The sequence below is a fragment of the Burkholderia sp. BCC0097 genome (genome assembly GCF_902832985.1).
Classification (GTDB): domain Bacteria; phylum Pseudomonadota; class Gammaproteobacteria; order Burkholderiales; family Burkholderiaceae; genus Burkholderia; species Burkholderia orbicola.
The window spans coordinates 580,452-604,203 of the sequence record NZ_CADFDM010000005.1 but is presented as its reverse complement, the minus strand read 5'-3'; the positions used below and the strand labels follow the sequence as shown (position 1 = coordinate 604,203).

At 65.9% G+C, this 23,752-nt stretch carries 20 protein-coding genes; 2 read left to right on the top strand and 18 right to left on the bottom strand.

Annotated features, from left to right (window positions below; all coding sequences use genetic code 11):
• The first annotated feature begins 69 nt into the window (after nt 1–69).
• Nucleotides 70–2,394, top strand: a complete 2,325-nt coding sequence (locus HWX07_RS20415) for a Tex family protein (protein WP_041491989.1) — start codon at nt 70–72, stop codon at nt 2,392–2,394.
• Nucleotides 2,395–2,482: 88 nt separating this feature from the next.
• Here the strand turns inward: HWX07_RS20415 and HWX07_RS20410 are convergent, their stop codons facing one another.
• The 17 genes from HWX07_RS20410 to ndk all read right to left on the bottom strand — a co-directional run bounded on the left by HWX07_RS20410 (nt 2,483) and on the right by ndk (nt 21,190).
• Nucleotides 2,483–4,399: a potassium transporter Kup gene (locus HWX07_RS20410; protein WP_006478689.1), complete on the bottom strand. Its 1,917-nt coding sequence runs from the start codon at nt 4,397–4,399 to the stop codon at nt 2,483–2,485.
• 274 nt (nt 4,400–4,673) lie between these two features.
• Entirely contained in the window at nt 4,674–5,270 is a 597-nt protein-coding gene (locus tag HWX07_RS20405) for a phosphoribosyltransferase (RefSeq protein ID WP_006478688.1), read from the bottom strand.
• 7 nt (nt 5,271–5,277) lie between these two features.
• On the bottom strand, nt 5,278–6,624 hold the full coding sequence (locus HWX07_RS20400; protein WP_006478687.1) for an adenylosuccinate synthase: 1,347 nt from the start codon (nt 6,622–6,624) through the stop codon (nt 5,278–5,280).
• A gap of 113 nt (nt 6,625–6,737) precedes the next feature.
• The gene (locus tag HWX07_RS20395) at nt 6,738–7,886 is read right to left on the bottom strand and encodes an ATP phosphoribosyltransferase regulatory subunit (protein WP_175877453.1); all 1,149 of its coding nucleotides are present in this window, start codon (nt 7,884–7,886) and stop codon (nt 6,738–6,740) included.
• A 111-nt stretch (nt 7,887–7,997) separates the two neighbouring features.
• Complete coding sequence (locus tag HWX07_RS20390; RefSeq protein WP_175877452.1) at nt 7,998–8,189, bottom strand: DUF2065 domain-containing protein; 192 nt, start codon at nt 8,187–8,189, stop codon at nt 7,998–8,000.
• A 36-nt stretch (nt 8,190–8,225) separates the two neighbouring features.
• Nucleotides 8,226–9,128, bottom strand: coding sequence for a protease modulator HflC (gene hflC / locus HWX07_RS20385; protein WP_012328624.1), 903 nt, complete (start codon nt 9,126–9,128; stop codon nt 8,226–8,228).
• Nucleotides 9,129–9,143: 15 nt separating this feature from the next.
• Nucleotides 9,144–10,490 carry an FtsH protease activity modulator HflK gene (gene hflK / locus HWX07_RS20380; protein WP_175877451.1) on the bottom strand — a complete coding sequence of 449 codons (1,347 nt, stop codon included), beginning with the start codon at nt 10,488–10,490 and terminating at the stop codon, nt 9,144–9,146.
• 47 nt (nt 10,491–10,537) lie between these two features.
• Nucleotides 10,538–11,710 carry a GTPase HflX gene (hflX, locus tag HWX07_RS20375; RefSeq protein WP_006483315.1) on the bottom strand — a complete coding sequence of 391 codons (1,173 nt, stop codon included), beginning with the start codon at nt 11,708–11,710 and terminating at the stop codon, nt 10,538–10,540.
• Between the two features lie 72 nt (nt 11,711–11,782).
• Nucleotides 11,783–12,022, bottom strand: a complete 240-nt coding sequence (gene hfq, locus HWX07_RS20370) for an RNA chaperone Hfq (RefSeq protein ID WP_006399927.1) — start codon at nt 12,020–12,022, stop codon at nt 11,783–11,785.
• 141 nt (nt 12,023–12,163) lie between these two features.
• Nucleotides 12,164–13,501 (bottom strand): ribosome biogenesis GTPase Der, encoded by a 1,338-nt coding sequence (gene der, locus HWX07_RS20365; protein ID WP_011549692.1) that lies wholly within the window; start codon nt 13,499–13,501, stop codon nt 12,164–12,166.
• Between the two features lie 247 nt (nt 13,502–13,748).
• On the bottom strand, nt 13,749–14,894 hold the full coding sequence (gene bamB, locus HWX07_RS20360) for an outer membrane protein assembly factor BamB (protein WP_006478679.1): 1,146 nt from the start codon (nt 14,892–14,894) through the stop codon (nt 13,749–13,751).
• A gap of 41 nt (nt 14,895–14,935) precedes the next feature.
• On the bottom strand, nt 14,936–15,565 hold the full coding sequence (locus HWX07_RS20355) for a tetratricopeptide repeat protein (RefSeq protein WP_175877450.1): 630 nt from the start codon (nt 15,563–15,565) through the stop codon (nt 14,936–14,938).
• 58 nt (nt 15,566–15,623) lie between these two features.
• Nucleotides 15,624–16,964, bottom strand: coding sequence for a histidine--tRNA ligase (hisS, locus tag HWX07_RS20350; RefSeq protein WP_006483311.1), 1,341 nt, complete (start codon nt 16,962–16,964; stop codon nt 15,624–15,626).
• 20 nt (nt 16,965–16,984) lie between these two features.
• Entirely contained in the window at nt 16,985–18,289 is a 1,305-nt protein-coding gene (gene ispG / locus HWX07_RS20345) for a flavodoxin-dependent (E)-4-hydroxy-3-methylbut-2-enyl-diphosphate synthase (RefSeq protein WP_006483314.1), read from the bottom strand.
• Nucleotides 18,290–18,401: 112 nt separating this feature from the next.
• The gene (locus HWX07_RS20340; RefSeq protein WP_012328627.1) at nt 18,402–19,406 is read right to left on the bottom strand and encodes a helix-turn-helix domain-containing protein; all 1,005 of its coding nucleotides are present in this window, start codon (nt 19,404–19,406) and stop codon (nt 18,402–18,404) included.
• Nucleotides 19,407–19,569: 163 nt separating this feature from the next.
• The gene (gene rlmN, locus HWX07_RS20335) at nt 19,570–20,709 is read right to left on the bottom strand and encodes a 23S rRNA (adenine(2503)-C(2))-methyltransferase RlmN (RefSeq protein WP_011549686.1); all 1,140 of its coding nucleotides are present in this window, start codon (nt 20,707–20,709) and stop codon (nt 19,570–19,572) included.
• Between the two features lie 55 nt (nt 20,710–20,764).
• A complete protein-coding gene (ndk, locus tag HWX07_RS20330; RefSeq protein WP_006478674.1) occupies nt 20,765–21,190 on the bottom strand; it encodes a nucleoside-diphosphate kinase in 426 nt (141 codons plus the stop codon).
• Between the two features lie 249 nt (nt 21,191–21,439).
• On the opposite strand from ndk, the gene HWX07_RS20325 reads away from it, so the two are divergent.
• Nucleotides 21,440–22,138 carry a Bax inhibitor-1/YccA family protein gene (locus tag HWX07_RS20325; RefSeq protein WP_006484459.1) on the top strand — a complete coding sequence of 233 codons (699 nt, stop codon included), beginning with the start codon at nt 21,440–21,442 and terminating at the stop codon, nt 22,136–22,138.
• A 62-nt stretch (nt 22,139–22,200) separates the two neighbouring features.
• On the opposite strand, the gene rlmD is transcribed toward HWX07_RS20325, so the two are convergent.
• Nucleotides 22,201–23,601 (bottom strand): 23S rRNA (uracil(1939)-C(5))-methyltransferase RlmD, encoded by a 1,401-nt coding sequence (gene rlmD / locus HWX07_RS20320; protein ID WP_282959851.1) that lies wholly within the window; start codon nt 23,599–23,601, stop codon nt 22,201–22,203.
• Nucleotides 23,602–23,752 lie beyond the last annotated feature (151 nt).

Sequence of the window (23,752 nt, the reverse complement as noted above, 5' to 3'; positions counted from 1 at the left end):
GGGCAGCCCGCCGCTCAGGGCCTGCCGGCCCGCGCCGCGATTTCAGCAGGCAGACAGACCATCCACGACATGACGGAAACCGTAGCACTCAAGATCGTACAGCGCATCGCCACCGAACTGTCCGTCCAGCCGCGCCAGGTCGCGGCGGCCGTGCAACTCCTCGACGAAGGCTCGACCGTTCCGTTCATTGCCCGGTACCGCAAGGAAGTGACCGGCAACCTGGACGACACGCAGCTGCGCAACCTCGAGGAACGCCTCCTGTATCTGCGCGAACTCGAGGATCGCCGCGCCGCGATCCTGTCGAGCATCGACGAACAGGGCAAGCTGACCGACGAACTGCGTGCCGCGATCGACGCGGCCGACAGCAAACAGGTGCTCGAAGACCTTTATCTGCCGTACAAGCCGAAGCGCCGCACGCGTGCACAGATCGCCCGCGAAGCCGGCCTCGAGCCGCTCGCGCAGGCGCTGCTCGCCAACCCGCTGCTCGACCCGCAAGCCGAGGCGGCCGCGTATGTCGACGCCGACAAGGGCGTCGCCGACGTGAAAGCCGCGCTCGACGGCGCGCGCGACATCCTGTCCGAACAGTTCGGCGAGACGGCGGAACTGCTCGGCAAGCTGCGCGACTACCTGCACAACCAGGGCGTCGTGTCGTCGGCCGTCGTCGAGGGCAAGGAAAACGAGGAAGGCGAGAAATTCCGCGACTATTACGACTACGCGGAAACGATCAAGACCGTGCCGTCGCACCGTGCGCTCGCGCTGTTCCGCGGCCGCAACGCCGGCGTGCTGACGATCAAGCTCGGCCTCGGCGAAGAGCTCGACGCGCAGGTGCCGCATCCCGGCGAGGCGATGATCGCGCGCCATTTCGGCATCGCGAACCAAAATCGCCCGGCCGACAAATGGCTGTCCGACGTCTGCCGCTGGTGCTGGCGCGTGAAGGTGCAGCCGCATATCGAGAATGAACTGCTCACGCAACTGCGCGAAACGGCCGAAACCGAAGCGATCCGCGTGTTCGCGCGCAACCTGAACGACCTGCTGCTGGCCGCGCCGGCCGGCCCGAAGGCCGTGATCGGCCTCGACCCCGGCCTGCGCACGGGCGTGAAGGTCGCGGTCGTCGACCGCACCGGCAAGGTGCTCGCGACCGACACGATCTACCCGCACGAGCCGCGCCGCGACTGGGACGGCTCGATCGCGAAACTCGCGCGCATCGCCGCGCAGACGCAGGCCGAGCTGATCAGCATCGGCAACGGCACCGCGTCGCGCGAAACCGACAAGCTCGCGAGCGAATTGATCGCGAAACACCCGGAGCTGCGGCTCCAGAAGATCGTCGTGTCGGAAGCCGGCGCGTCGGTCTACTCGGCGTCCGAGCTCGCCGCGAAGGAATTCCCGGAGCTCGACGTATCGCTGCGCGGCGCCGTGTCGATCGCCCGCCGCCTGCAGGACCCGCTCGCCGAGCTCGTGAAGATCGAGCCGAAGGCGATCGGCGTCGGCCAGTACCAGCACGACGTGAACCAGCGCGAACTCGCCCGCTCGCTCGACGCGGTCGTCGAGGATTGCGTGAACGCGGTCGGCGTCGACGCGAACACCGCGTCGGCCCCGCTGCTCGCCCGCGTGTCGGGACTGAACGCGACGCTCGCGCGCAACATCGTCGACTATCGCGATGCAAACGGCCCGTTCCCGTCGCGCGAGCACCTGCGCAAGGTGCCGCGCCTCGGCGACAAGACTTTCGAACAGGCCGCCGGCTTCCTGCGCATCAACGGCGGCGAGAACCCGCTCGACCGCTCGTCGGTTCACCCGGAAGCGTATCCGGTCGTCGAGCGGATGCTCGCGAAGATCAACAAGCGCATCGACGACGTGCTCGGCAACCGCGAAGCGCTGTCGGGTCTGTCGCCGACGGAATTTGTTGACGAACGTTTCGGCCTGCCGACCGTGCGCGACATCCTGGCCGAACTGGAGAAACCGGGGCGCGATCCGCGTCCGGAATTCAAGACGGCCACGTTCCGCGAAGGCGTCGAGAAGGTCTCGGATCTCGTGCCGGGCATGACGCTCGAAGGCGTCGTGACGAACGTCGCGGCGTTCGGCGCGTTCGTGGATATCGGCGTGCACCAGGACGGCCTCGTCCACGTGTCGGCAATGTCGACGAAGTTCATCAAGGACCCGCACGAAGTCGTGAAGGCCGGCCAGGTCGTCAAGGTGAAGGTGATCGACGTCGACGTGAAGCGCCAGCGCATCGCGCTGACGATGCGCCTCGACGACGACGCGGCAGCGCCCGGCATGACGTCGCGCGGCGGCCCGGATCGCGGCAATGCGGGGCGCGGCGCCGCCCGCCCGCAGCGTTCGCGCGAACCGGAGCCGGCCGGCGCGATGGCCGCGGCATTCGCGAAGCTGAAGCGCTGAGCACGCGAACAGCCGTCGACGTACGAAAAAGCCCGCCGAAAGGCGGGCTTTTTCATTATCTGGACAAACGCGGCGCGCGCCGCGCTCGTCAGATCTCGATCTTCGTTCCGAGCTCGACGACGCGGTTCGCCGGAATCGCGAAGAAATCGGTCGGCTTCGCGGCGTTCTGGTGCATCCATGCGAATACGCGCTCACGCCAGATCGACATCCCGGGCAGATGCGTCGGCACGACCGTTTCGCGCGCGAGGAAGAACGACGTGTCCATCAGCTCGAACGTCATGTCGTGCGTCCGGCCGAATTCCTCGAGCACGGCCTTCACGTCCGGCGTCTCGTTGAAGCCGTACTCGGCCTTGACGATGTACAGCCCGCCGCCCGCATCGCGCGCGCTCTGGCGCTTGTCGTCGCGCACGTACGGAATGTCGCGGGTGACGAACGTCAGGAAAATGGTCCGCTCGTGCAGGACCTTGTTGTGCTTCAGGTTGTGCAGCAGGCTGACGGGGACGAGCTTGTCGTTGCCGGTCAGGTAGATCGCGGTGCCGGACACCCGGTGCGGCGGATGCGCGAGCAGCCCCTGCAGGAACGGCTCCAGCGGAATACCGTCGGCCGCCGTGCGTTCCTTGACGATGTGACGCCCCTTGTACCAGGTCATCAGCAGGAAGAACAGCAACGCGCCGATGCCGAGCGGCAGCCAGCCGCCCTGCGCGACCTTCAGCAGGTTTGCGCCGAAAAAGCCGAGGTCGATCGCAAGAAACACCGCGATGATCGCGCCGACCAGCAGCCGGTTCCAGTTCCACACCTTCACCATCACGACGCACGCGAGCACGGTCGTGATCACCATCGTCGCCGTCACCGCGATGCCGTACGCAGCCGCGAGGTTGTCCGAGCTCTTGAAACCGACGACGATGCAGAGGATCACCGCCAGCAGCAGCCAGTTCACGACCGGCACGTAGATCTGGCCGATCGCGAGCTCGGACGTATGCAGCACCTTCATGCGCGGCACGTAGCCGAGCTGGATCGCCTGCGACGTCAGCGAGTACGCGCCGGAGATCACCGCTTGCGACGCGATCACGGTCGCGACCGTCGACAGCACCACGAGCGGCAGCAGCCCCCATTCGGGCGCCAGCAGGAAGAACGGGTTTTCGATCGCTTTCGGATTCTGGATCAGCAGCGCGCCCTGACCGAAGTAGTTCAGCACGAGCGACGGCATCACGAGCCCGTACGCGGCGTACCGGATCGGCTTGGCACCGAAGTGGCCCATGTCCGCATAGAGCGCTTCCGCGCCGGTCAGCACCAGCACGACCGAGCCGAGCACGACGTAGGCCTGCAGCAGGTGGTCGGCCATGAACGACGCTGCGTAATACGGGTTGATTGCTGCGATGATGCCCGGCACGCGAACGATGTGGTACACGCCCAGCGCCGCGATCACGACGAACCACAGCACCATGATCGGGCCGAACAGCTTGCCGACCAGCGCGGTACCGTGCCGCTGGATCCAGAACAGCGCGATCAGGATCACGATCGTGATCGGCAGCACAAGATGGGACAGGTGCGGCGTCGCGATCTCGAGACCTTCGACGGCCGACATCACGGAAATCGCCGGCGTGATCACCGCATCCCCGTAGAACATGCACGCGCCGAATATCCCGAGCGCCATCAGCGCGCCCGCGACACGGGTTTTGGAATCGAGCGGCCGCAGCGACAGCGCCATCAGCGCGAGCACGCCGCCTTCGCCGTTGTTGTCCGCCCGCATCACGAACAGCAGGTACTTGACGCCGACCACCAGCAAGATGGCCCAGAACAGCAGCGAGATCACGCCGAGAATCGACCCTTCGGTCAGCGGAATGCCGTGCGCGGGGCTGAACGCTTCCTTGAGCGAATACAGCGGGCTGGTGCCGATGTCGCCGAACACGACGCCGATGGCTGCTATCGCTAGCGCCCGCATCGAGTGTTGTTGCGTCGAATGCGGCGAGTGTGCGGCGTCGGTCGCGTGAGTCGTGTCGTTCATATGAAGCGTAATAATCGGGTCCGGGTCGGACAAAACGAGCGCTATTCTACTCGCGCCCCCGTGAAACACCGCCCTGCCGTGTTGCCGTGGAACCACGTGATCCACGCTGCGCATGCAATCCGGCGCGACCTGTGGCAGGGCTGCCATCATAGCCGGGGCCGCGCCGCCTGCCTATCGGGTCCGCAAGGCGCCCCGCGGGGCGCCACGCGCGCACCAATGAAAAACGGCGCCGCAAGCGGCGCCGTACAAGGCTTTCGTTCGATCGGCCGGCCGCTTACGCGCCCGAACCGTCGCGCTGCGCGCGACCACGCTTGATCCACGCCTCGAGGTTGTGCGGACGAACCGTGTCCCACTCCTCGAACGGCTGATGAATCCACGGATTCGTCGGCAGGAACTGCGTGTGGTAGTCGGGCTTGACCTTCGAGCAACCCTTGTACCAGAGCACGGCCGAACGCACGGCCGTGACCGCCGGATAGCGCTCCTTCAGGTGCTCCTGCACGCGTGCGAGCGTGACGCCGGAATCGACGAGGTCGTCGACCAGCAGCACGTTGCCCGCGAGATGGCCCCGCGTCATCGTGATGTACTGCGCGATGTCGAGCTCGCCCTGCTCGGTGCCGGCCGCTTCCCGGTACGAACTCGTCGCGAGGATCGCGAGCGGCACGTCATAGATGCGCGACAGCTGGTCGCCGACGCGCAGGCCGCCGCGCGCGAGGCACAGGATCTGGTCGAACTTCCAGCCCGAGGCGTGCACCTGGAGCGCGAGCAGCTCGATCAGCCGGTGATACTCGTCCCAGCCTACCCACAGGTTCTTGTCGTCGTTGCGCGGATCGGTCATCAAGTCTGCCGCCGTCATCGTGATTTGCTGCGTCATCTCGGAATTACACCTTGAACGGATGGCGGAGCAGGATCGTTTCGTCGCGGTCCGGGCCCGTCGACACCATGTCGACCGGCACGCCAGCCACTTCCTGGACGCGTGCGAGGTAGGCCTGCGCGTTCGCCGGCAGCGCGTCCCACGTGTTGATCCCGACCGTGCTTTCCTTCCAGCCGGCGAACGTCTCGTACACCGGTTCGCAACGCGCGACATCGACCGCGCCACGCGGCAGGATGTCCACGTCCTTGCCGTCGACCTTGTAGCCGACGCACAGCTTGACTTCGTCGAGGCCGTCGAGCACGTCGAGCTTCGTCATGCACAGGCCCGACACGCCGTTGATCTGGATCGAGCGGCGCAGCGCAGCCGCATCGAGCCAGCCGGTGCGGCGCGGACGGCCGGTAACCGAGCCGAATTCCTTGCCGACGTTCGCGAGCGTGACGCCGATCTGGTCCTGGCGCTGCGGGTTGTCCGCATCGTACAACTCGCTCGGGAACGGGCCCGAGCCGACGCGCGTGCAATACGCCTTCGTGATGCCGAGGATGTAGTTGAGCTTCTGCGGGCCGACGCCCGCGCCGGCCGACGCCGCACCGGCGACGCAGTTGCTCGACGTGACGAACGGATAGGTGCCGTGGTCAATGTCGAGCAGCGTGCCCTGCGCGCCTTCGAACAGCAGGTTCTGGCCCGCGTTGTTCGCGTCGTACAGGCGGCGCGATACGTCGGCCACCATCGGCTTCAGGCGGTCGGCATAGCCGAGCATCGTGTCGAGCGTGGCCTGGAAGTCGACGGCCGCGCCGCCTAGATACTGGGTCAGCACGAAGTTGTGGTAATCGAGATTTTCGCGCAGGCGATCGGCAAAGGTCTTCGCGTCGAACAGGTCCTGCACGCGCAGCGCGCGGCGGCCGACCTTGTCTTCGTACGCAGGGCCGATGCCGCGGCCCGTCGTGCCGATCTTGCCCGCGCCCTTGCGCGCTTCGCGCGCCTGGTCGATCGCGATGTGGTACGGCAGGATCAGCGTCGTGGCTTCGGAGATGAACAGACGGTCGCGTACGTTCACGCCGGCTTCTTCGAGCTCGCCGATTTCCTTGAACAGTGCTTCGGGGGACAGAACGACGCCGTTGCCGATGTAGCAGGCGACGCCTTCACGCATGATGCCCGACGGAATGAGGCGCAAGATCGTTTTCTTGCCGCCGATGATGAGGGTGTGGCCGGCGTTGTGACCGCCCTGGAAACGCACGACGCCCTGAGCGTGGTCCGTCAGCCAGTCGACGATCTTGCCCTTGCCTTCATCACCCCATTGCGTTCCCACGACGACGACATTGCGCCCGGGAGTCACGTTCACTGCGCTGGCAGACATGTTGATTCGTTAGCTGGTTAAAAACGTATTCTACCTATGTTCGCGGGCGATTCCGAATTTTTCCGTTTCGCTTCAACGATATGCACGCCGAAGCACGGCCCGCGAACGTCTCTTTATCGGGGTTCGACCACCCATGCCCCGTTGCGATCGACGAGCGAACGATCGCATGCGAATTCGTCGAGCACGTGGTCGTGGCCCGGCAGCGCCTGGATCACCACCTCGCCCGCATCGCGCAGCGCCGCGACCGCCGCGCCCAGCGCGTCGTCCTGCGCCCACGGCGCGAGGATCGCGGTGCCGCGTGCCTCGACCGGCGAAATCCGTGCGAGCTCGCGCAGATCGAGCGAGAAGCCCGTTGCCGGACGGGAGCGGCCATAGGCCTGCCCCACGTGGTCGTAACGACCGCCGCGCGCGATCGCGTTCGGCACGCCGTCGATGTAGGCGCTGAACATCGCGCCGCTGTGATACGCGTAGCCGCGCAGGTCGGCGAGATCGATCGCGACTTCGACGCCCTTCGCCTGCGACGCAAGCTGCGCGAGATCGTCGAGCGCCCGCGTGATTTCCGGCAGCACCGGCAGGCGCGTGCGCGCCTCGGCGAGCACGCTCGCGTCGCCGTACAGGTTCGGCAGCGCGCGCAGCGCGGCACGCGTATCGGCGCCGAGATCGTCGGTGAGTTCGTTCAGCAGCGGCACGTCCTTGCCCGACAGCGCGTCGTACAGCGACTCGCCGCGCTCGGCGGCCTGCGCGTCGCGCGCGAGCAGCGCCGCGAGCACGCCCGCGTGACCGAGATCGAGACGGATGCGCGACAGGCCCGCCAGATGCAGCGCGTCGAGCATCAGTTGCTGGATCTCCAGATCGGCTTCGAGCCCGGCGTGGCCATAGATTTCGGCGCCGATCTGGATCTGCTCGCGCGTCGCGTGCAGGCCGCGCGGACGCGTATGCATCACATGGCCCGCGTAGCAGAGGCGCGTCACGCCCTGACGGTTCAACAGGTGCGCGTCGATCCGCGCGACCTGCGGCGTGATGTCCGCGCGCAGGCCGAGCGTGCGCCCCGACAACTGGTCGACCAGCTTGAAGGTGCGCAGGCGCAGATCGGCGCCGCCGCTCGTCAGCAGCGATTCGAGATACTCGAGCAGCGGCGGCATCACCATTTCGTAGCCGTACGAACGGAAGCGGTCGAGCAGCCTGCGGCGCAGCTCCTCGATCTTGCGCGCTTCCGACGGCAGCACGTCGGCGATATTCTCGGGAAGTAACCAGGTCGACATCGGTACGGTCCTACGACGGGAAACGGCGCGCGTCACGCGCCGCGAGTTGAATCGGAACTTCGAAATCGGGCGGAGCGAACGGCAGATGCGCCGTTCGGATCGGGGCGCCGCTCAGGTCGCGAGCAACAGCAGCGCGAGCCCGAGCACCATCACGATCAACCCGCCGATCCGGATATGATGCGGCGGCCGCTCCGCTATTCTACGAAACGTGTCGCGCCATGCGGACGGAAACACGAACGGAAATGCGCCCTCGATAATCAGCATCAGCGCTACTGCGAGCAACAACGAGCCAGCCAGGTCCATGCGAGCGACGGCGCCGCATGACGCGGCGCCCCAAGGTCAGTGTTTGCGGGGAGCAGCGGGCGCCGCCGGTGCGGCACCGCCCGTCGGGCTGCGCATGAAGCGGAAGAACTCGCTGTCGGGATCGACGACGATGATGTCGTTGCGCTTGAACGTATTCCGGTAGGCCTGCAGGCTCGCGTAGAACTGATAGAACTGCGGATCGCGGCCGAACGCATCGGCGGCGATCGTCGCGGCCTTCGCGTCGCCCTCGCCCTTGATCGTCTGCGCGGACTTGTATGCGTTCGCGAGCACGGCCTGCTGCTCGCGTTCGGCGTCGGCCTTGATCTGCTCGACGTCGGCCGCGCCTTGCGCGCGCACCTGGGCCGCCTGGTCGCGCAACGCGCCGATCATCCGTTGATAGACGGCGTCCGTCTGCGCGGCCGGCAGGTCGACTCGCGTCAGCTGGACGTCGACCACGTCGACGCCGAAACCGGACGCTTGCGCCTTCGCCGCATCGCGCACCGCATCGGCGATCGCGCGCTGACCGCCGAGGGCATCGTCGAGCGCGCGCTTGCCGAATGCGTCGCCGAGCGCGCTCTTCAGCGCGCCCGACAGCCGTTCGACCGCCGCGGCCGGATCGCCGCCCGTCGCCGTGAAATATTTCATCGGATCGCTGATCCGGTACTTCACCGCATACGCGACGAGCAGGTCATGCTTGTCTTCGGTTGCCAGTTGCAGCGGATCGGCCGACTCGAGCGACTGCAGGCGCGTGTCGATCAACGTGGCCGTCTGCAGCGGCGGCGGCAGCTTGAAGTGGACGCCGGGACCCGCGAGCTCCGGCTGCGTACCGTCGCGGCCCGACAGCACGGCCGCATGGCGCGGATCGACGGTCAGGACCGTCGACGATGCCGCGAAGGCAACGATCACGATTGCGACGACGAGCGCAATGATTCGGTTCATGTTCTGCGCTCCCCGTTACTTCGTATCGTCTTCACGCGACCGGCTGCGAAACGCGTCGCGCGATCGCAGCACGTCGACACCCGACGCGGTGGCGGCCGGTGCGGCGCTTGCCGGCGCGGCAGCGGCTGCCGACGGCGCCGTTGCGGCCGGTGCCGACACCGCATCGGGTGCGGACGCGCCGGTCGATGCCGCGGCGTTTTGCCGCCCCTGCTCGACGAGCTTGTCGAGCGGCAGATACACGACGCTGTTGCCGCCCTTGTTGCCGACAAACACCTTCGTCGCGTTCGAATAGATTTCCTGCATCGTCTCGAGGTACATCCGCTCGCGGATGACCGCCGGCGCCTTCGAGTACTGCGCGTAGACCTGCTTGAAGCGGTCCGCGTCGCCTTCGGCTTCGGTGACCACGCGATCGGCATACGCCTTCGCTTCGTCGATGAGCTTCGCCGCATCGCCCTGCGCCTTCGGCAGCAGGTCGCTCGCATACGCCTGCGCGGCGCGCTTCGCGGCCTCGCGCTCGTCCCGCGCCTTCGCGACTTCGGCGTACGCGGCCTGGGTCTGCTCGGGCGCCGCGACGCTCTGCATCGTGACGGCCGTCACCTCGAGCCCCGACTGGTAGCGGTCGAGGTCGCGCTGGATCGCGGTGGAAAGCTGCTCGCGCAGCGCATCGCGATCCTGGTTCAGCATGTCGGCCGCGCTACGCGTGCCGACGATCGCGCGCACCGCGGCCTGCGCGGCCTGCGACACGCTGCGTTCGGGATCGACGCTGCGGAACAGGTAATCGGTGGCGGAACGAATCCGGTACTGGACGATGAAGCGCACGTCGACGATGTCGGCATCGCGCGTCAGCATCGCGGCTTCCTTCACGTTTGCAAGGCGCACGACGTTATTGCGGCCGATCTCGATCGAGCGCACCTGCGACGTATCGACGATCTCGTGCGACGCGAACGGATACGGCGGGCGCCAATGCACGCCCTGGCCGACCGTGCCGGACAGCTTGCCGAGCTGCAGCACGACGCCCGTCTGGCCTTCCTGCACGACGAACAGGCCGCTGCCCGCATACACCGCGACCAGCACGCCGATCACGATGCCGACGCCGACCCGTGCGGCCCGGCCGTTGTCGGGACGGAAGCCGTTGCCGCCCTTGCCGCCGAACAGGCCGCTCAGGCGCCGGTTGAAGTTGCGCCACATCTCGTCGAGATCGGGCGGACCGTCGCCGTCTCCGCCTGGCGGACGCTTCGATTCGTTCGCGCGCGGACGGGATCCGTCCTTGCCATTGCCTTCGCCGCGTCCCCAGCGGGGATCGTTGATCGACAGCAAGGCGCGCATCCGCCGCCAGGTACTCCGCTCGTTGTATTCGTTCACCAGAGTTTGTTCACCAGATTGGACGCCGGCGAACCGGCCGGGACCGGTTAGCGCCCGTGTTCGGAAATCGTGTGGTCTTCGTGTGGTTCAGCGGACGTGCCATCGAGCGCGTCGGGTAACGTCGCGCTGGAAAGGTGTTCCGCAGAGGCGATTTCGGCGATGGCGGCACGCAACGTATCGAGACCCTGACCGGTGCGCGCGCTCAAAAAGACGCGCGAAATATTACCATACTCGTCCCGCTCGACCGCGTCGCCGCGGGCGGCCAGCTCGGGCACGGCGTCGATCTTGTTGAACACCAGCACCTGCCGGATCGTGTCCGCGCCAATCTCGTGCAGCACGCCGTTGACCTGCTCGATCTGTTCGAGCCTGACCGCGCTCGACGCATCGACCACGTGCAGCAGCAGATCCGCGTGGATCGTTTCCTCGAGGGTCGCGCGGAACGCCGCGACGAGCTGGTGAGGCAGCTCGCGGATGAACCCGACCGTATCGGACACGACGATCTGACCGACCTCGTCGCCGAGATACACGCGCCGCGACGTCGTATCGAGCGTCGCGAACAACTGGTCGGCCGCGTACGCCTGCGCTTTCGTCAGCGCATTGAACAGCGTCGACTTGCCCGCGTTCGTATAGCCGACGAGCGACACCGACATCGTGCCGCTGCGCGCGCGCTGCCGGCGCTGCGTGCTGTGCTGCCGGCGCAGCCGGTCGAGCCGCGACTTCAGCATCTTGATGCGTTCGCCGATCAGCCGGCGGTCGGTTTCGAGCTGGGTTTCGCCGGGACCGCGCAGGCCGATACCGCCCTTTTGCCGCTCGAGGTGGGTCCACGCGCGAATGAGCCGGGTCGACAGGTATTGAAGCTGCGCGAGCTCCACCTGCAGCTTGCCTTCGTGGCTACGGGCACGCTGCGCGAAAATGTCGAGGATGAGGCTCGTGCGATCGACCACGCGCCTGTTAAGTGCCTGCTCCAGATTGCGTTGCTGGGCGGGCGCCAACGCGTGGTTGAAGATGACGATTTCGACGTTGTGCGCGTCGCAGGCAAGCCGCAATTCTTCGGCTTTGCCGCTGCCGATGAACATCTTGGCATCGGGACTGGCGCGACGACCGGTGAGGGTGACGGCGGGACGGGCCCCCGCACTGGAGGCGAGAAGACTGAGTTCTTCGAGACTGGCTTCGAAATCGGTCTTGCCGAAATCGATGCCGACGAGCGCTGCGTTGATCAAATTATCGGGTGTCAAGATAAGGCGGCTGGCATCGGTCGCTCGCGGCGACCGGATGCCGGCCGCTGCGATAAGTTAGGACGAGGCTTCCGCGTCCGGGTGGAAATTCACCGGGCGCGCCGGCACGACCGTCGAGATGGCGTGCTTGTAAACCATCTGGGTCACCGTATTACGGAGCAACACGACGTACTGGTCGAACGATTCAATGTTCCCTTGAAGCTTGATGCCGTTGACGAGGTAGATCGAAACGGGAACGTGCTCTTTGCGCAGTGCGTTCAAAAACGGGTCTTGTAACAATTGCCCTTTGTTGCTCATGGCGTACTCCATCTTTTTTTGCAGGTTGATCTGGATTGGCGACGAAGAAAAAGAGATCCGGCGCCAATCGCTACACTATAGCTGATTTTGCCTGCCCCGCCCGGCCACTGGCCATGGGGCCGATGCCTTGCGGGGCGTGCTTCAGCCCTTGTCCGCGTACGGGTTGTTCGACGAACGGAACTCTATGCGCAATGGAGTCCCGGTCAGCGAGAAAGTTTCGCGGAATCGGTTTTCGAGGTAACGCTTGTACGTTTCCGTCACTGCGTCGAGCGCGTTGCCGTGGATCACGATGATCGGCGGATTCTGGCCGCCCTGATGGGCGTAGCGCAGCTTCGGACGCACCGGGCCGCGACGGCGCGGCTGCTGGAACTCGACCGCCTCGATCAGCGCGCGGGTGAGCTTCGGCGTCGGCAGCTTTGCCATCGCCGCCGCGTACGCGTCGTCGACCGAGCGCATCAGCGCGCCGATGCCCGTCTTCTTCGCGGCCGAAATGAAGTGCGATTTCGCGAAGTCGAGGAATTTCAGCTTGCGGGTCAAATCCGCTTTCGCGCGGTCGCGCGCGTGGTCGTCCAGGCCGTCCCATTTGTTGACGCCGATCACGAGCGCGCGGCCCTGCTCGACGACGAAGCCGGCAATGTGCGCGTCCTGGTCGGAAATGTCCTGCTGCGCATCCAGCAGAAGAATGACGACGTTCGCGTCGGAGATCGACTGCAGCGTCTTCACGACCGAGAACTTCTCGATCGCCTCGAACACCTTGCCGCGGCGGCGCAGGCCGGCCGTGTCGATCAGCGTGTATTTCTTGCCGTTACGTTCGAAGTCGACGTAGATCGAATCACGCGTCGTACCCGGCATGTCGAACGCGATCACGCGGTCCTCGCCGATCAGCGCGTTGACGAGCGTCGACTTGCCGACGTTCGGCCGGCCGACGATCGCGATCTTGATGCCGCGCGACGGATCGTCCTCGTCCGCTTCCTCGGGCTGGCCCGCATACGCGACTTCCAGGGCCTCGTTGATCATGTCGGTCACGCCGTCGCCGTGCGCGGCCGAGATCGCGCGCGGATCCCCGAGCCCGAGCTCGTAGAAGTCCGTCGCGACCGCCGTGTACTTCATCCCCTCGGCCTTGTTGACCACCAGGAAGATCGGCCGGCCGGTCTTGCGCAGGTAGTCGGCGATCGACTTGTCCTGCGGCGCGAGCCCGTTACGGCCGTCGACGATGAACACGACGACGTCGGCTTCCTCGACGGCCTGCCGCGTCTGGCGCGCCATTTCGTGCAGGATGCCGTCCTTCGCGACGGGTTCGAAGCCGCCCGTATCGACGACCAGGTAAGGCCGTTCGCCGACGCGCCCTTCGCCGTAATGGCGATCGCGCGTCAGGCCGGGCAAGTCGGCGACCAGCGCATCGCGCGAGCGCGTGAGCCGGTTGAACAGCGTGGATTTCCCCACATTGGGGCGCCCAACGAGGGCAATGACCGGTTTCATCTGTGTTTTCTACGGTGAAGCGCAGCAGCGGGAGGCCCGCTGCTGCGGGCGGCTGCGCTGAATGAAAATATCACGAATTCGCGCCGCGCCGGATGCGCGCGCCCGGCACGCGTTGCGCGCCGTCGTCTTTCGTCTCGAACTGCCTTTCAAATACCGAGCGGCCGGGAACGCCGGCCGCCTTCAAGTGGCGCGGCCGCGGCGCCCGGGACCTGCCCGCCGCGCCACGGCCGCACCTGTTTGCTGCGCGTCAGCGCGGACGGAACCCGTACAGGCCACCGTCCTTCGTCTGCACGACGAGCGTATTGCCCGCGAGGACCGGCGCCGCCGTGATCGCGCTGCCGTCGGTCTTCATCCGCGCGATGAAGCTGCCGTCCTCGCGCGACAGGAAATGCACAAAGCCCTTGTAATCGCCCATCACGACCGCATGCCCGAGCAGGTACGGCACGCCGACGTCACGGCTCTTCAGCTTGTCGTTGCGCCAGAGCTGGTTGCCCGTGGCCGCATCGTACGCGGTGACGACCGACCAGTCGTCGCCGCCGGCGACCACCGAATCGTCCTGCGCAAGGCCGCTGCGGCTCGAGAACGGCTTTTCCCACAGCGGCCGGCCCGAGTTTGCATCGAAGCAGCCGAGCTGCCCCTGGAACGTCACCGCGCAGGCTTCCGCGCCCACGAGGGTCGGCGGGCCGCTGACGTCGTTGATGCGCTCGACCTCGGTCACGCCCTTCGGAAACGACACCGGGGTTTGCCAGAACGGCTCGCCCGTCTGCAAGTTGATCGCGACCAGACCGCCGCCCGGGAAACCCGCGAGCACGGCCGCGTCGCCCGCGAACGTCATGCCCGCCGACACGCGCAGGTTCAGCGGCACCGCACGGTTGCGGTAGTTCCACTTCTGCTCGCCCGTCTGCGCGTTGAACGCGATCACCTGGCCGTCGATCGTACGGACGATCACGAGACCGTTGCCGACGAGCGGCGGCGAGAAGATCTCGCCCTGCACGCTGGTCTTCCAGAGTTGCTTGCCGTCCGGGCCCAGCACGAACACGCCGCCCTTCAACGCACCGACCGCGGTCAGGTTGCCGTCGCTGCCGACACCGGCCGACAGATCCGAACCGACCTTCGAGCGCCACAGCGTCTGGCCCGTCTTCGCGTCAATCTTCTCGACCGCACCGTTTTCGCCCGCCGCATACACCGCGTCGCCCACGGCCACCGGCGAGAACAGGTAGCGTCCGCCCTTGCCGACGCTCGCCTTCCAGACCTGTTGCACGTCCATGACGGGCTTGAACTCGGTGAGCGGCGTCGGCACGCGGCGCGCGTCCTTCGACGACGAGCAAGCCGTCAAAGCGAGGACAGCCGCCGCGCAGGCAACGGGCACAGCGTAACGTTTCAGCAAATTCATCGGTTAGCGAAGCAGAGTTAAGAGGTTGAGGGGACCGGAATTCAGCCGCCGAGCGCGTCCAGCTTGAACTGCACGAGCTGGCGCGCGGACTGGTCGTCCTTCGACAGGCCGTCGAGCGCGAGCTTGTAAGCCGTGCGCGCGTCGTCGGTCTTGCCTTGCGCGGCAAGCAGATCGCCGCGACGATCGGCCACGAGGCCCTTGAATGCATCGACCGGCGTACCCGACAGCAGCGCGAGGCCCGCATCGTACGCCTTCTCGTCGAGCAGCAGCGACGCGAGACGCAGCTTCGCGATCTGCTTGTACTCGTCGTCCTTGGCGTGATCGACGGCCCATTGCAGCTGCGCCTTCGCGCCTGCCGCGTCGCCGGCCGCATACAGCGTCTTCGCGGCCGCGAGCGCCGTCATCTGCGCATACGGCGTGCTGCCGAACTTGTCTTCCATGTCGGCAGCCGCGCGGGCCATCGTCGCCTTGTCGTTCGCGGCGGCAGCCTTCTGGACCTGCTCGTACAGCCCGGACGCCTCGGCGGCCTGACGGCGCTGCCAGTAGTTCCAGCCGTTGAAACCGGCCGCGACGACGAGCGCCGCGAGCACGATCCACGTGGTGAGGTTGCCCCAGCGGGCCCACCACGCCTTGAGACTTTCAATCGATTCTTGTTCGTCGTGATAACTCATCGGCGAGCGATTCCTTCTTCCTGTTCAGGCTTTTCTTGTCGAGCGGATGCCAGCGCGATCAGTCGTCGCCGTCTTCGGCGGATGCAACCATCGCATTGATTAGGAATTCGGTCAAGCTTTCGACCGGTACGGTCTGCTGAACGTTCTTTTCCCCTTCCGCACCCGCGCCGCGCAACGCTTTCACGCCCACCGTGCCGTTCGCGACCTCTTCTTCGCCGAAGATCACCGCGAACGCGGCGCCGCTTGCATCGGCCCGCTTCATCTGCGACTTGAAGCTCGCCGGCGCGCCGTCGGCGCTGCAGTGGAAGATCACGTCGAGGCCCGTGTCGCGCAGGCGCTCGGCCGCGATGAACGCCTGTTCGCGCGCGGTCTCGCCCTGGTGCACGACGTACACGTCGACACCTTCCTGCTCGGGCGCGAGATCCTCCTCCTTCAGCAGCTCGAGGATGCGCTCGATGCCCATCGCCCAGCCGCACGCGGCGGTCGGCTTGCCGCCGAGCTGCTCGATCAGCGGATCGTAGCGGCCGCCGGCCGCGACCGTGCCCTGCGCGCCGAGCTTGTCGGTCACCCACTCGAACACGGTCAGGTTGTAGTAATCGAGACCACGCACGAGACGCGGGTTGATCTTGAACGGAATGTTGTTCGCGAGCAGCAGGCGCTGCAGCCCTTCGAAATGCGCGCGCGATTCGTCGCCGAGGAAGTCGATCAGCTTCGGCGCGTTCTGCGCGATGTCCTGCAGCGCCGGGTTCTTCGTGTCGAGCACGCGCAGCGGGTTCGTATACAGGCGACGCTTCGCGTCCTCATCGAGCACGTCGGCGAACTGCTCGAGGTACTTGATCAGTTCGACGCGGTGCGCGGCGCGCTCTTCGGCGAGGCCGAGCGAGTTGATCTCGAGCTTGATGCCGGTCAGGCCGAGGTCGTCCCACAGGCGCTGGCACATCATGATGATCTCGGCATCCGCATCGGGACCCGCGAAACCGAGCGCCTCGACGCCGACCTGGTGGAACTGGCGATAGCGGCCGCGCTGCGGACGCTCGTGACGGAACATCGGGCCGATGTACCACAGACGCTTCGGGCCGTCGTACAGCATGTTGTGCTCGATCGACGCACGCACGACGGCCGCGGTGTTTTCCGGGCGCATCGTCAGGTTCTCGCCGTTCAGCGCATCGGTGAAGCTGTACATCTCCTTCTCGACGATGTCCGTGACTTCGCCGATGCCGCGCGTGAAAAGCTGCGTATGTTCGACGATCGGCGTGCGGATGTTCTGGTAGCCGTACGCGCGCAGCAGCGATTTCACGGTAGCTTCGAAGAATTCCCACAGGCCGGCATCCTGCGGAAGGATGTCGTTCATGCCTTTGACGCCGGTGAGCTTCTCGATCTTGCGTTTCTGTTCAGTCATCGTTCGTGTGTGTGGACGAATTAGTTCAGGGCCTCGGTGCGGCCGTAATTGCGTGCGACGTAGTCGCTGACGATCTGCTGGAATTCCTCGGCGATCCGCTCGCCGCGCAGCGTCTTGACCTTCTCGCCGTCGATGAAGACAGGTGCTGCCGGGTTCTCGCCCGAACCCGGCAGGCTGATGCCGATGTTCGCGTGCTTCGATTCGCCCGGGCCATTGACGATGCAGCCCATCACCGCGACGTTCATCTTCTCGACGCCCGGATATTCCTTGCGCCAGACCGGCATCTGCTCGCGCAGGTAGGTCTGGATCTGCATCGCGAGTTCCTGGAACAGCGTGCTCGTCGTACGGCCGCAGCCCGGGCACGCGATCACCATCGGCGCGAACGAGCGCAGGCCCATCGTCTGCAGGATTTCCTGGCCGACGATCACCTCGCCGGTGCGCGACGCGCCCGGCTCCGGCGTCAGCGAGATGCGGATCGTGTCGCCGATCCCTTCCTGCAGCAACACGCCGAGCGCGGCCGTCGACGCGACGATGCCCTTCGAACCCATGCCGGCCTCGGTCAGCCCGAGGTGCAGCGCGAAGCCGCAGCGGCGGCCGAGTTCGCGGTACACGGCGATCAGGTCCTGCACGCCGCTGACCTTGCACGACAACACGATGCGGTCACGGCCAAGGCCGAGCTCGACCGCGCGTTCGGCCGAGCCGATCGCCGACTGAATCAGCGCCTCGTACATCACGCTCTGCGCGTCCCACGGCTGCGCGCGCGCGCCATTCTCGTCCATCATGCGTGCGAGCAGGTCCTGGTCGAGGCTGCCCCAGTTCACGCCGATCCGTACCGGCTTGTCGTACTTCGCCGCAGCCTCGATCATCTGCGCGAACTGCGTGTCGCGCTTCGCACCCTGACCGACGTTACCGGGGTTGATCCGGTACTTCGACAGCGACTCGGCGCAGCCCGGATAGTCGCGCAGCAGCAGGTGGCCGTTGTAGTGGAAATCGCCGACGAGCGGCACGGTCACGCCCATCCGGTCGAGCTGCTCGCGAATCGCCGGCACGGCGGCCGCGGCTTCGGGCGTGTTGACCGTGATACGCACCAGCTCGGAGCCCGCATTCGCGAGTTCCTTGATCTGGATCGCCGTGCCGATCGCATCGGCGGTGTCGGTATTCGTCATCGACTGCACGCGCACCGGCGCGTCGCCGCCGATCGTCACGAGTTGCCCGCCCCAGCGGACATCCACCGCATGCGATACGCGGCGCGGCTGATGCCCGCCGAACACCGGCTCGGTTGAACAAATCTGACTGCTGCGTGGGGATTGAGCTTCGGATTGCATCGATAGATCCATTTACGCGGAATGCGCCGCGACGCGGCGCATGAATTGAAAAAGCGCCGTACCCTCACGGCCTGCCGAGATCGACGACAGGCCTTCGCCACGGCGCTTGACGTCAGGGCAACGTGAACCGCGCCACGTTACCCCGCGCTGCCGAATATTTTGCCGGATCGACCGGTTTTCCGTCGAACGCAACCGCGTCGAGACCGGCCTTGTTGCCGATCGTGACCTTGAACGGCCCGTCACCGGCAACCTGCTTCGTTTCGCCGGCACGCACCAGCGCCGAGAACAGCTCCTTGCCGTTCTTGTCGCGCACGCTGAACCAGCAATCCTGCTTGACCTTCAGTTCGACCATCGACTGGCCTGCCGCCACCACGACGCTCGCCGGCTGGGCCGGCGCGGCCGCGCTGGCCGCCGCCGTTGCCGCCACGGGCTGCGACGCAGCCGCCGTCGCGACCGGGGCCGCAGACGCCGGAACAGCCGACGCGATCGCCTGCGCCGGGACAGCCGGGGCCGGAACCTCATTCATAACCGCTCCCGACGCGGCGTTCGTGGCCGCTTCTTCAGCAGACGACGATGCCGCCGGCGCACTCGCAGCCGACGCATGCTCGGCATCGCCGCCCTTGAAGCGTGCGAGCAGGCTCGACGAATCGCCGCCAGTGTGCCACATCAGTACAGCGACCACCGCAACGATGACGATCCCCGTTCCCCACAGCCAAGGATGGTGGCGCGACGAGCCGCCCAGCGGAATCGACACGCGACCGCGCGGCAGATCCGTCCCCGACGACGCAGGCATCGACAGATCGACTTCCGGCACCCCGCGCTCGCGGCGCAGCGCCTGCGCGAACGGCTCCGGATCGACGCCGAGCATCTTCGCGTAGCTACGCACCACACCAAGCGCGAACGTCACGCCGGGCAAATGACTGATGTCGCCAGACTCGAGCGCCCGGAGCTTTTGCGGTGCGACCTTGAGTCGCGCCGATACGTCGTCGACCGACCAGCCCTTCGTCTCCCGAAGCTGCGCCAGCCGGCTACCGACCGCCGCCAGCGATTCCAGTCCGGCCGGTGCCGGCTTCGCGGCATTCGTCTCTGCGCCGTTAGACGGCTGCGGCTCACTCATCCTTGTCCTCGCGTCGATTCTTCTTCACTGGCGGCTGCCGCCGACTCCTGCCGGCCGGCACCCGCAACGGTTCATACCATGCGCGGCGCCGAGGCGCCGCGACCGATCGCTATTCGCGTGTTGCACCGCCAAAGGGTTCGGGCACCCCGGCCAGGTGCCCCCGTCAAACTGCCCGAACTTCGATGATTTTTCCTGCTGCGCCCGTTCGTTCCGCGAGGCGCGTGCGATCCTTCACCGCGCCGGCCAACTGCCCGCACGCGGCGTCGATGTCGTCGCCGCGCGTCTTGCGCACGGTCGTGACGACACCCGCGTCGATGAGGACTTGCGCGAAGCGCTTGATCTGCTCCGGCTTCGAGCGGATGAGGCCCGATTCTGGAAACGGATTGAACGGGATCAGGTTGAACTTGCACGGCACGTCACGCGTGACGGCCAGCAGTTCGCGCGCATGCGCTTCGGTGTCGTTGACGCCGTCAAGCATGCAGTATTCAAAAGTGATGAAGTCGCGCGGCGCGACCTTCAGATAACGCTGGCACGCAGCCATCAGCTCGCGAAGCGGATACTTCTTGTTGAGCGGCACCAGCTCGTCGCGCAGCGCATCGTTCGGCGCATGCAGCGAAACGGCCAGCGCGACCGGCAGCTCGGCGCCGAGGCGGTCCATCATCGGCACCACGCCGGACGTCGACAGCGTGACGCGACGGCGCGACAGGCCGTACGCGTTGTCATCGAGCATCAGCCGCATCGCGGGGACGACCGCGCTGTAATTCAGGAGCGGCTCGCCCATGCCCATCATCACCACGTTGGTGACGACCCGTTCGGCCTTGCCGTTCGGGCCGGGCGCGCGGCCCAGCGACGCTCGCAGTGCAAATTCGGCCATCCGGAGCTGGCCGATGATTTCGGCTGTCGACAGGTTGCGGGAGAAGCCCTGCTTGCCCGTCGAACAGAAGCGGCAGTTCACCGCGCACCCGGCCTGCGACGACACGCACAGCGTGCCGCGCGTCTCTTCCGGGATGAACACGGTTTCGACCGCATTGCCGTTTCCGACGTCGATCAGCCACTTGCGTGTGCCGTCGGTGGAAACGTGATCGCTGGCGATGTCCGGCATCACGATCGACGCGCGGCCCTTGAGCTTTTCTCTCAGGGACTTCGCGAGATCGGTCATGCCGTCGAAATCGCCGGCGTTGTACTGGTGGATCCAGCGCTGCAACTGCTTGGCGCGGAACGGCTTCTCGCCCAGGCTGCCGCAGTACGCGACAAGACCCTCGGCGTCGAAGTCGAGAAGATTGACGGAAGTTTCGCTCGTCATGATGTGCTGCCTTGCCGCGTGCGCTGAATCCTGCCTACTTGCTGTCAGCCAGGGCTTAACGCGAGTAAACGTTCATTTCCGGGAAGAAGAACGCGATTTCGACCGCTGCCGTTTCCGCAGCGTCCGAGCCGTGCACGGCGTTCGCGTCGATGCTGTCGGCGAAGTCGGCGCGGATCGTGCCCTTTTCCGCCTTCTTCGGATCCGTCGCGCCCATCAGGTCGCGGTTCTTCAGGATCGCGCCTTCACCTTCCAGAACCTGGATCATCACCGGGCCCGAGATCATGAAATCGACGAGATCCTTGAAGAACGGACGCGCTGCGTGAACTGCATAGAACTTCTCTGCGTCAGCACGCGACAGATGTGCCATGCGCGATGCGACGATCTTCAGGCCGGCGCCTTCGAAACGGCTGTAGATCTGGCCGATCACGTTCTTTGCCACCGCATCCGGCTTGATGATCGACAGGGTGCGCTCGATTGCCATAAAAACTCCAAAAAATTAAGAAGTTACAGGTTCAAATGAATCCGCTATTGTAGCACGATCCCGTGTATCATTGCGATTGAACCCTTACACGAATGAAAGGTTCAGAATCCATATGTTTTGTGCCGCCGGGCCATTGAAACCTCTCGGCACGGAACGTATCTTAGCCATAGCTGCCCCGGTTTGCTGCGCCGCACATCGCGCGCGCCGAACCGGTCCCGGACGCCCACGCGTTCAATGTTAGGAGAAACCATGAACGACTATCCGTACAATTTCGGCCGCGGCGGTTCCGTCAGCACCGCCGAGGTTCGCAACCGCGTGCTGCGGAACACGTACTGGCTGCTCGCGCTGTCGATGGTGCCGACCGTGCTGGGCGCCTGGGTCGGCGTCGCGACGGGCTTCTCGCTGTTCGCGGCCACGAGCCCGATGATGAGCCTGCTCGCGTTCTTCGCGATCGCGTTCGGCTTCATGTTCGCGATCGAGCGGACGAAAAACAGCGCGGCCGGCGTGTTCGTGCTGCTCGGCTTTACGTTCTTCATGGGCCTGATGCTGTCACGGCTGCTGAGCTTCATCCTCGGCTTCTCGAACGGCCCGTCGCTGATCATGCTCGCGTTCGGCGGCACCGGCATCATCTTCGCCACGATGGCGACGATCGCCACCGTCAGCAAGCGCGACTTCTCGGGGCTCGGCAAGTGGCTGTTCATGGGCGTGATCGTGATCCTGCTCGCGTCGGTCGCGAACATCTTCCTGCAACTGCCGGCGCTGATGCTCACCGTGTCGGTGCTCGCGATCGCGATCTTCTCGGCCTACATGCTGTTCGACGTCCAGCGCGTCGTGAATGGCGGCGAGACGAACTACATCTCGGCCACGCTCGCGATCTACCTCGACCTGTACAACGTGTTCACGAACCTGCTCGCGCTGCTCGGCATCTTCGGCGGCAACCGCAACTGACGTTCGGCACGCACCATGAAAAACCGGCCCGCGGGCCGGTTTTTTTACGTCTGCCGCCCGGCTCAGTCGCGCTCGAACAGCGCGATCGATTCGACGTGCGACGTATTCGGGAACATGTTCACGACCCCGGCGCCCTTCAGCCGGTAGCCGGCCTCGTGCACGAGCAGGCCCGCATCGCGCGCGAGCGTCGACGGGTTGCACGACACGTAGACGATGCGCTTCGGCAACGGGCCTTCGCCGCTCTGCGCGATCTCGGCCAACGCCTTCGACACCGCGAGCGCGCCTTCGCGCGGCGGGTCGATCAGGAACTTGTCGAATGCGCCGAGCGCGCGCAGATCGTCGCCCGTCACTTCGAACAGGTTCCGGCACGCGAACGTCGTGTGGCCGTCGACACCGTTTTCGCGGGCGTTCGCCAGCGCACGCGTGGTCAGCGTGTCGCTGCCCTCGATGCCCATCACTTCGCGCGACAGCCGCGCGAGCGGCAGCGTGAAGTTGCCGATCCCGCAGAACAGGTCGAGCACGCGATCGTCGCGCGACGGCGCGAGCAGACGCAGCGCACGCCCCACCAGCACGCGGTTGATCTGGTGATTGACCTGCGTGAAATCGGTCGGCTTGAACGGCATGCGGATACCGAATTCCGGCAGCGTGTAGTCGAGCGACACGTCGAGCGGATAGAACGGCGTCACCGTGTCCGGCCCCTTCGGCTGCAGCCAGAACTGCACCTTGTGCTCGTCGGCGAACGCGCGCAGCAGCACTTCGTCGTCCGCGTTGATCGGCTCCAGCACGCGCAGCACGAGCGCCGTGACGGTCGAGCCGACCGCGAGTTCGATCTGCGGCATCCGGTCGCGAATCGACAGCCCCTCGACGAGCCGGCGCAGCGGCACGAGCATCGCCGACACGTGCGGCGGCAGCACTTCGCAGCTCGTCATGTCGGCCACATAGCTGCTCTTCTTCTCGTGGAATCCGACCAGCACGCCGCCCTTCTTCGCGACGTTGCGCACGGTCAGGCGCGCCCGGTAGCGATAGCCCCACGACGGGCCGTGGATCGGCGCGAACATCGTTTCCGCGCGCAGCTTCGCCAGGTGCCACAGGTTGTCTTCGAGCACGCGTTGCTTGACCGCCACCTGTGCACGCATGTCGAGATGCTGCATCGAGCAGCCGCCACAGGTGCCGAAGAATGTGCACTTCGGCTGGGTGCGCATCACGCTCGGGCGCAGAATGTCGACAACCGTCGCCTGCTCGTAGCTCGGCTTGCGGCGATAGCTCGAATAGGTCACGCGTTCGCCCGGCAGCGCGCCTTCGACGAAGATCACCTTGCCCGACTCGCCGTCCTCGGTCATCGTGCGGCCGACACCGCGCGCTTCCATGTCGAGCGATTCGATCTCGAGAACCGGGGCAGGCCCGGGCGCGACGGGCGCGTTTTTCGATTTTCGCGCAGAAGTGGGGACGGCTTCGGACACCAGCTTTTCCTGACAAACGTTGAAGAAGGCGAGATTGTAGACGACGAAGGCCTCCGTCGCGCGCTTTCGTCGCGCAAGCGCCGATGCCGATGCGCAGGTCGCGCTGCGTCGCACGTGGGCGAGTGACGACCCCGCCCCCTATTGCCCGCAGGGA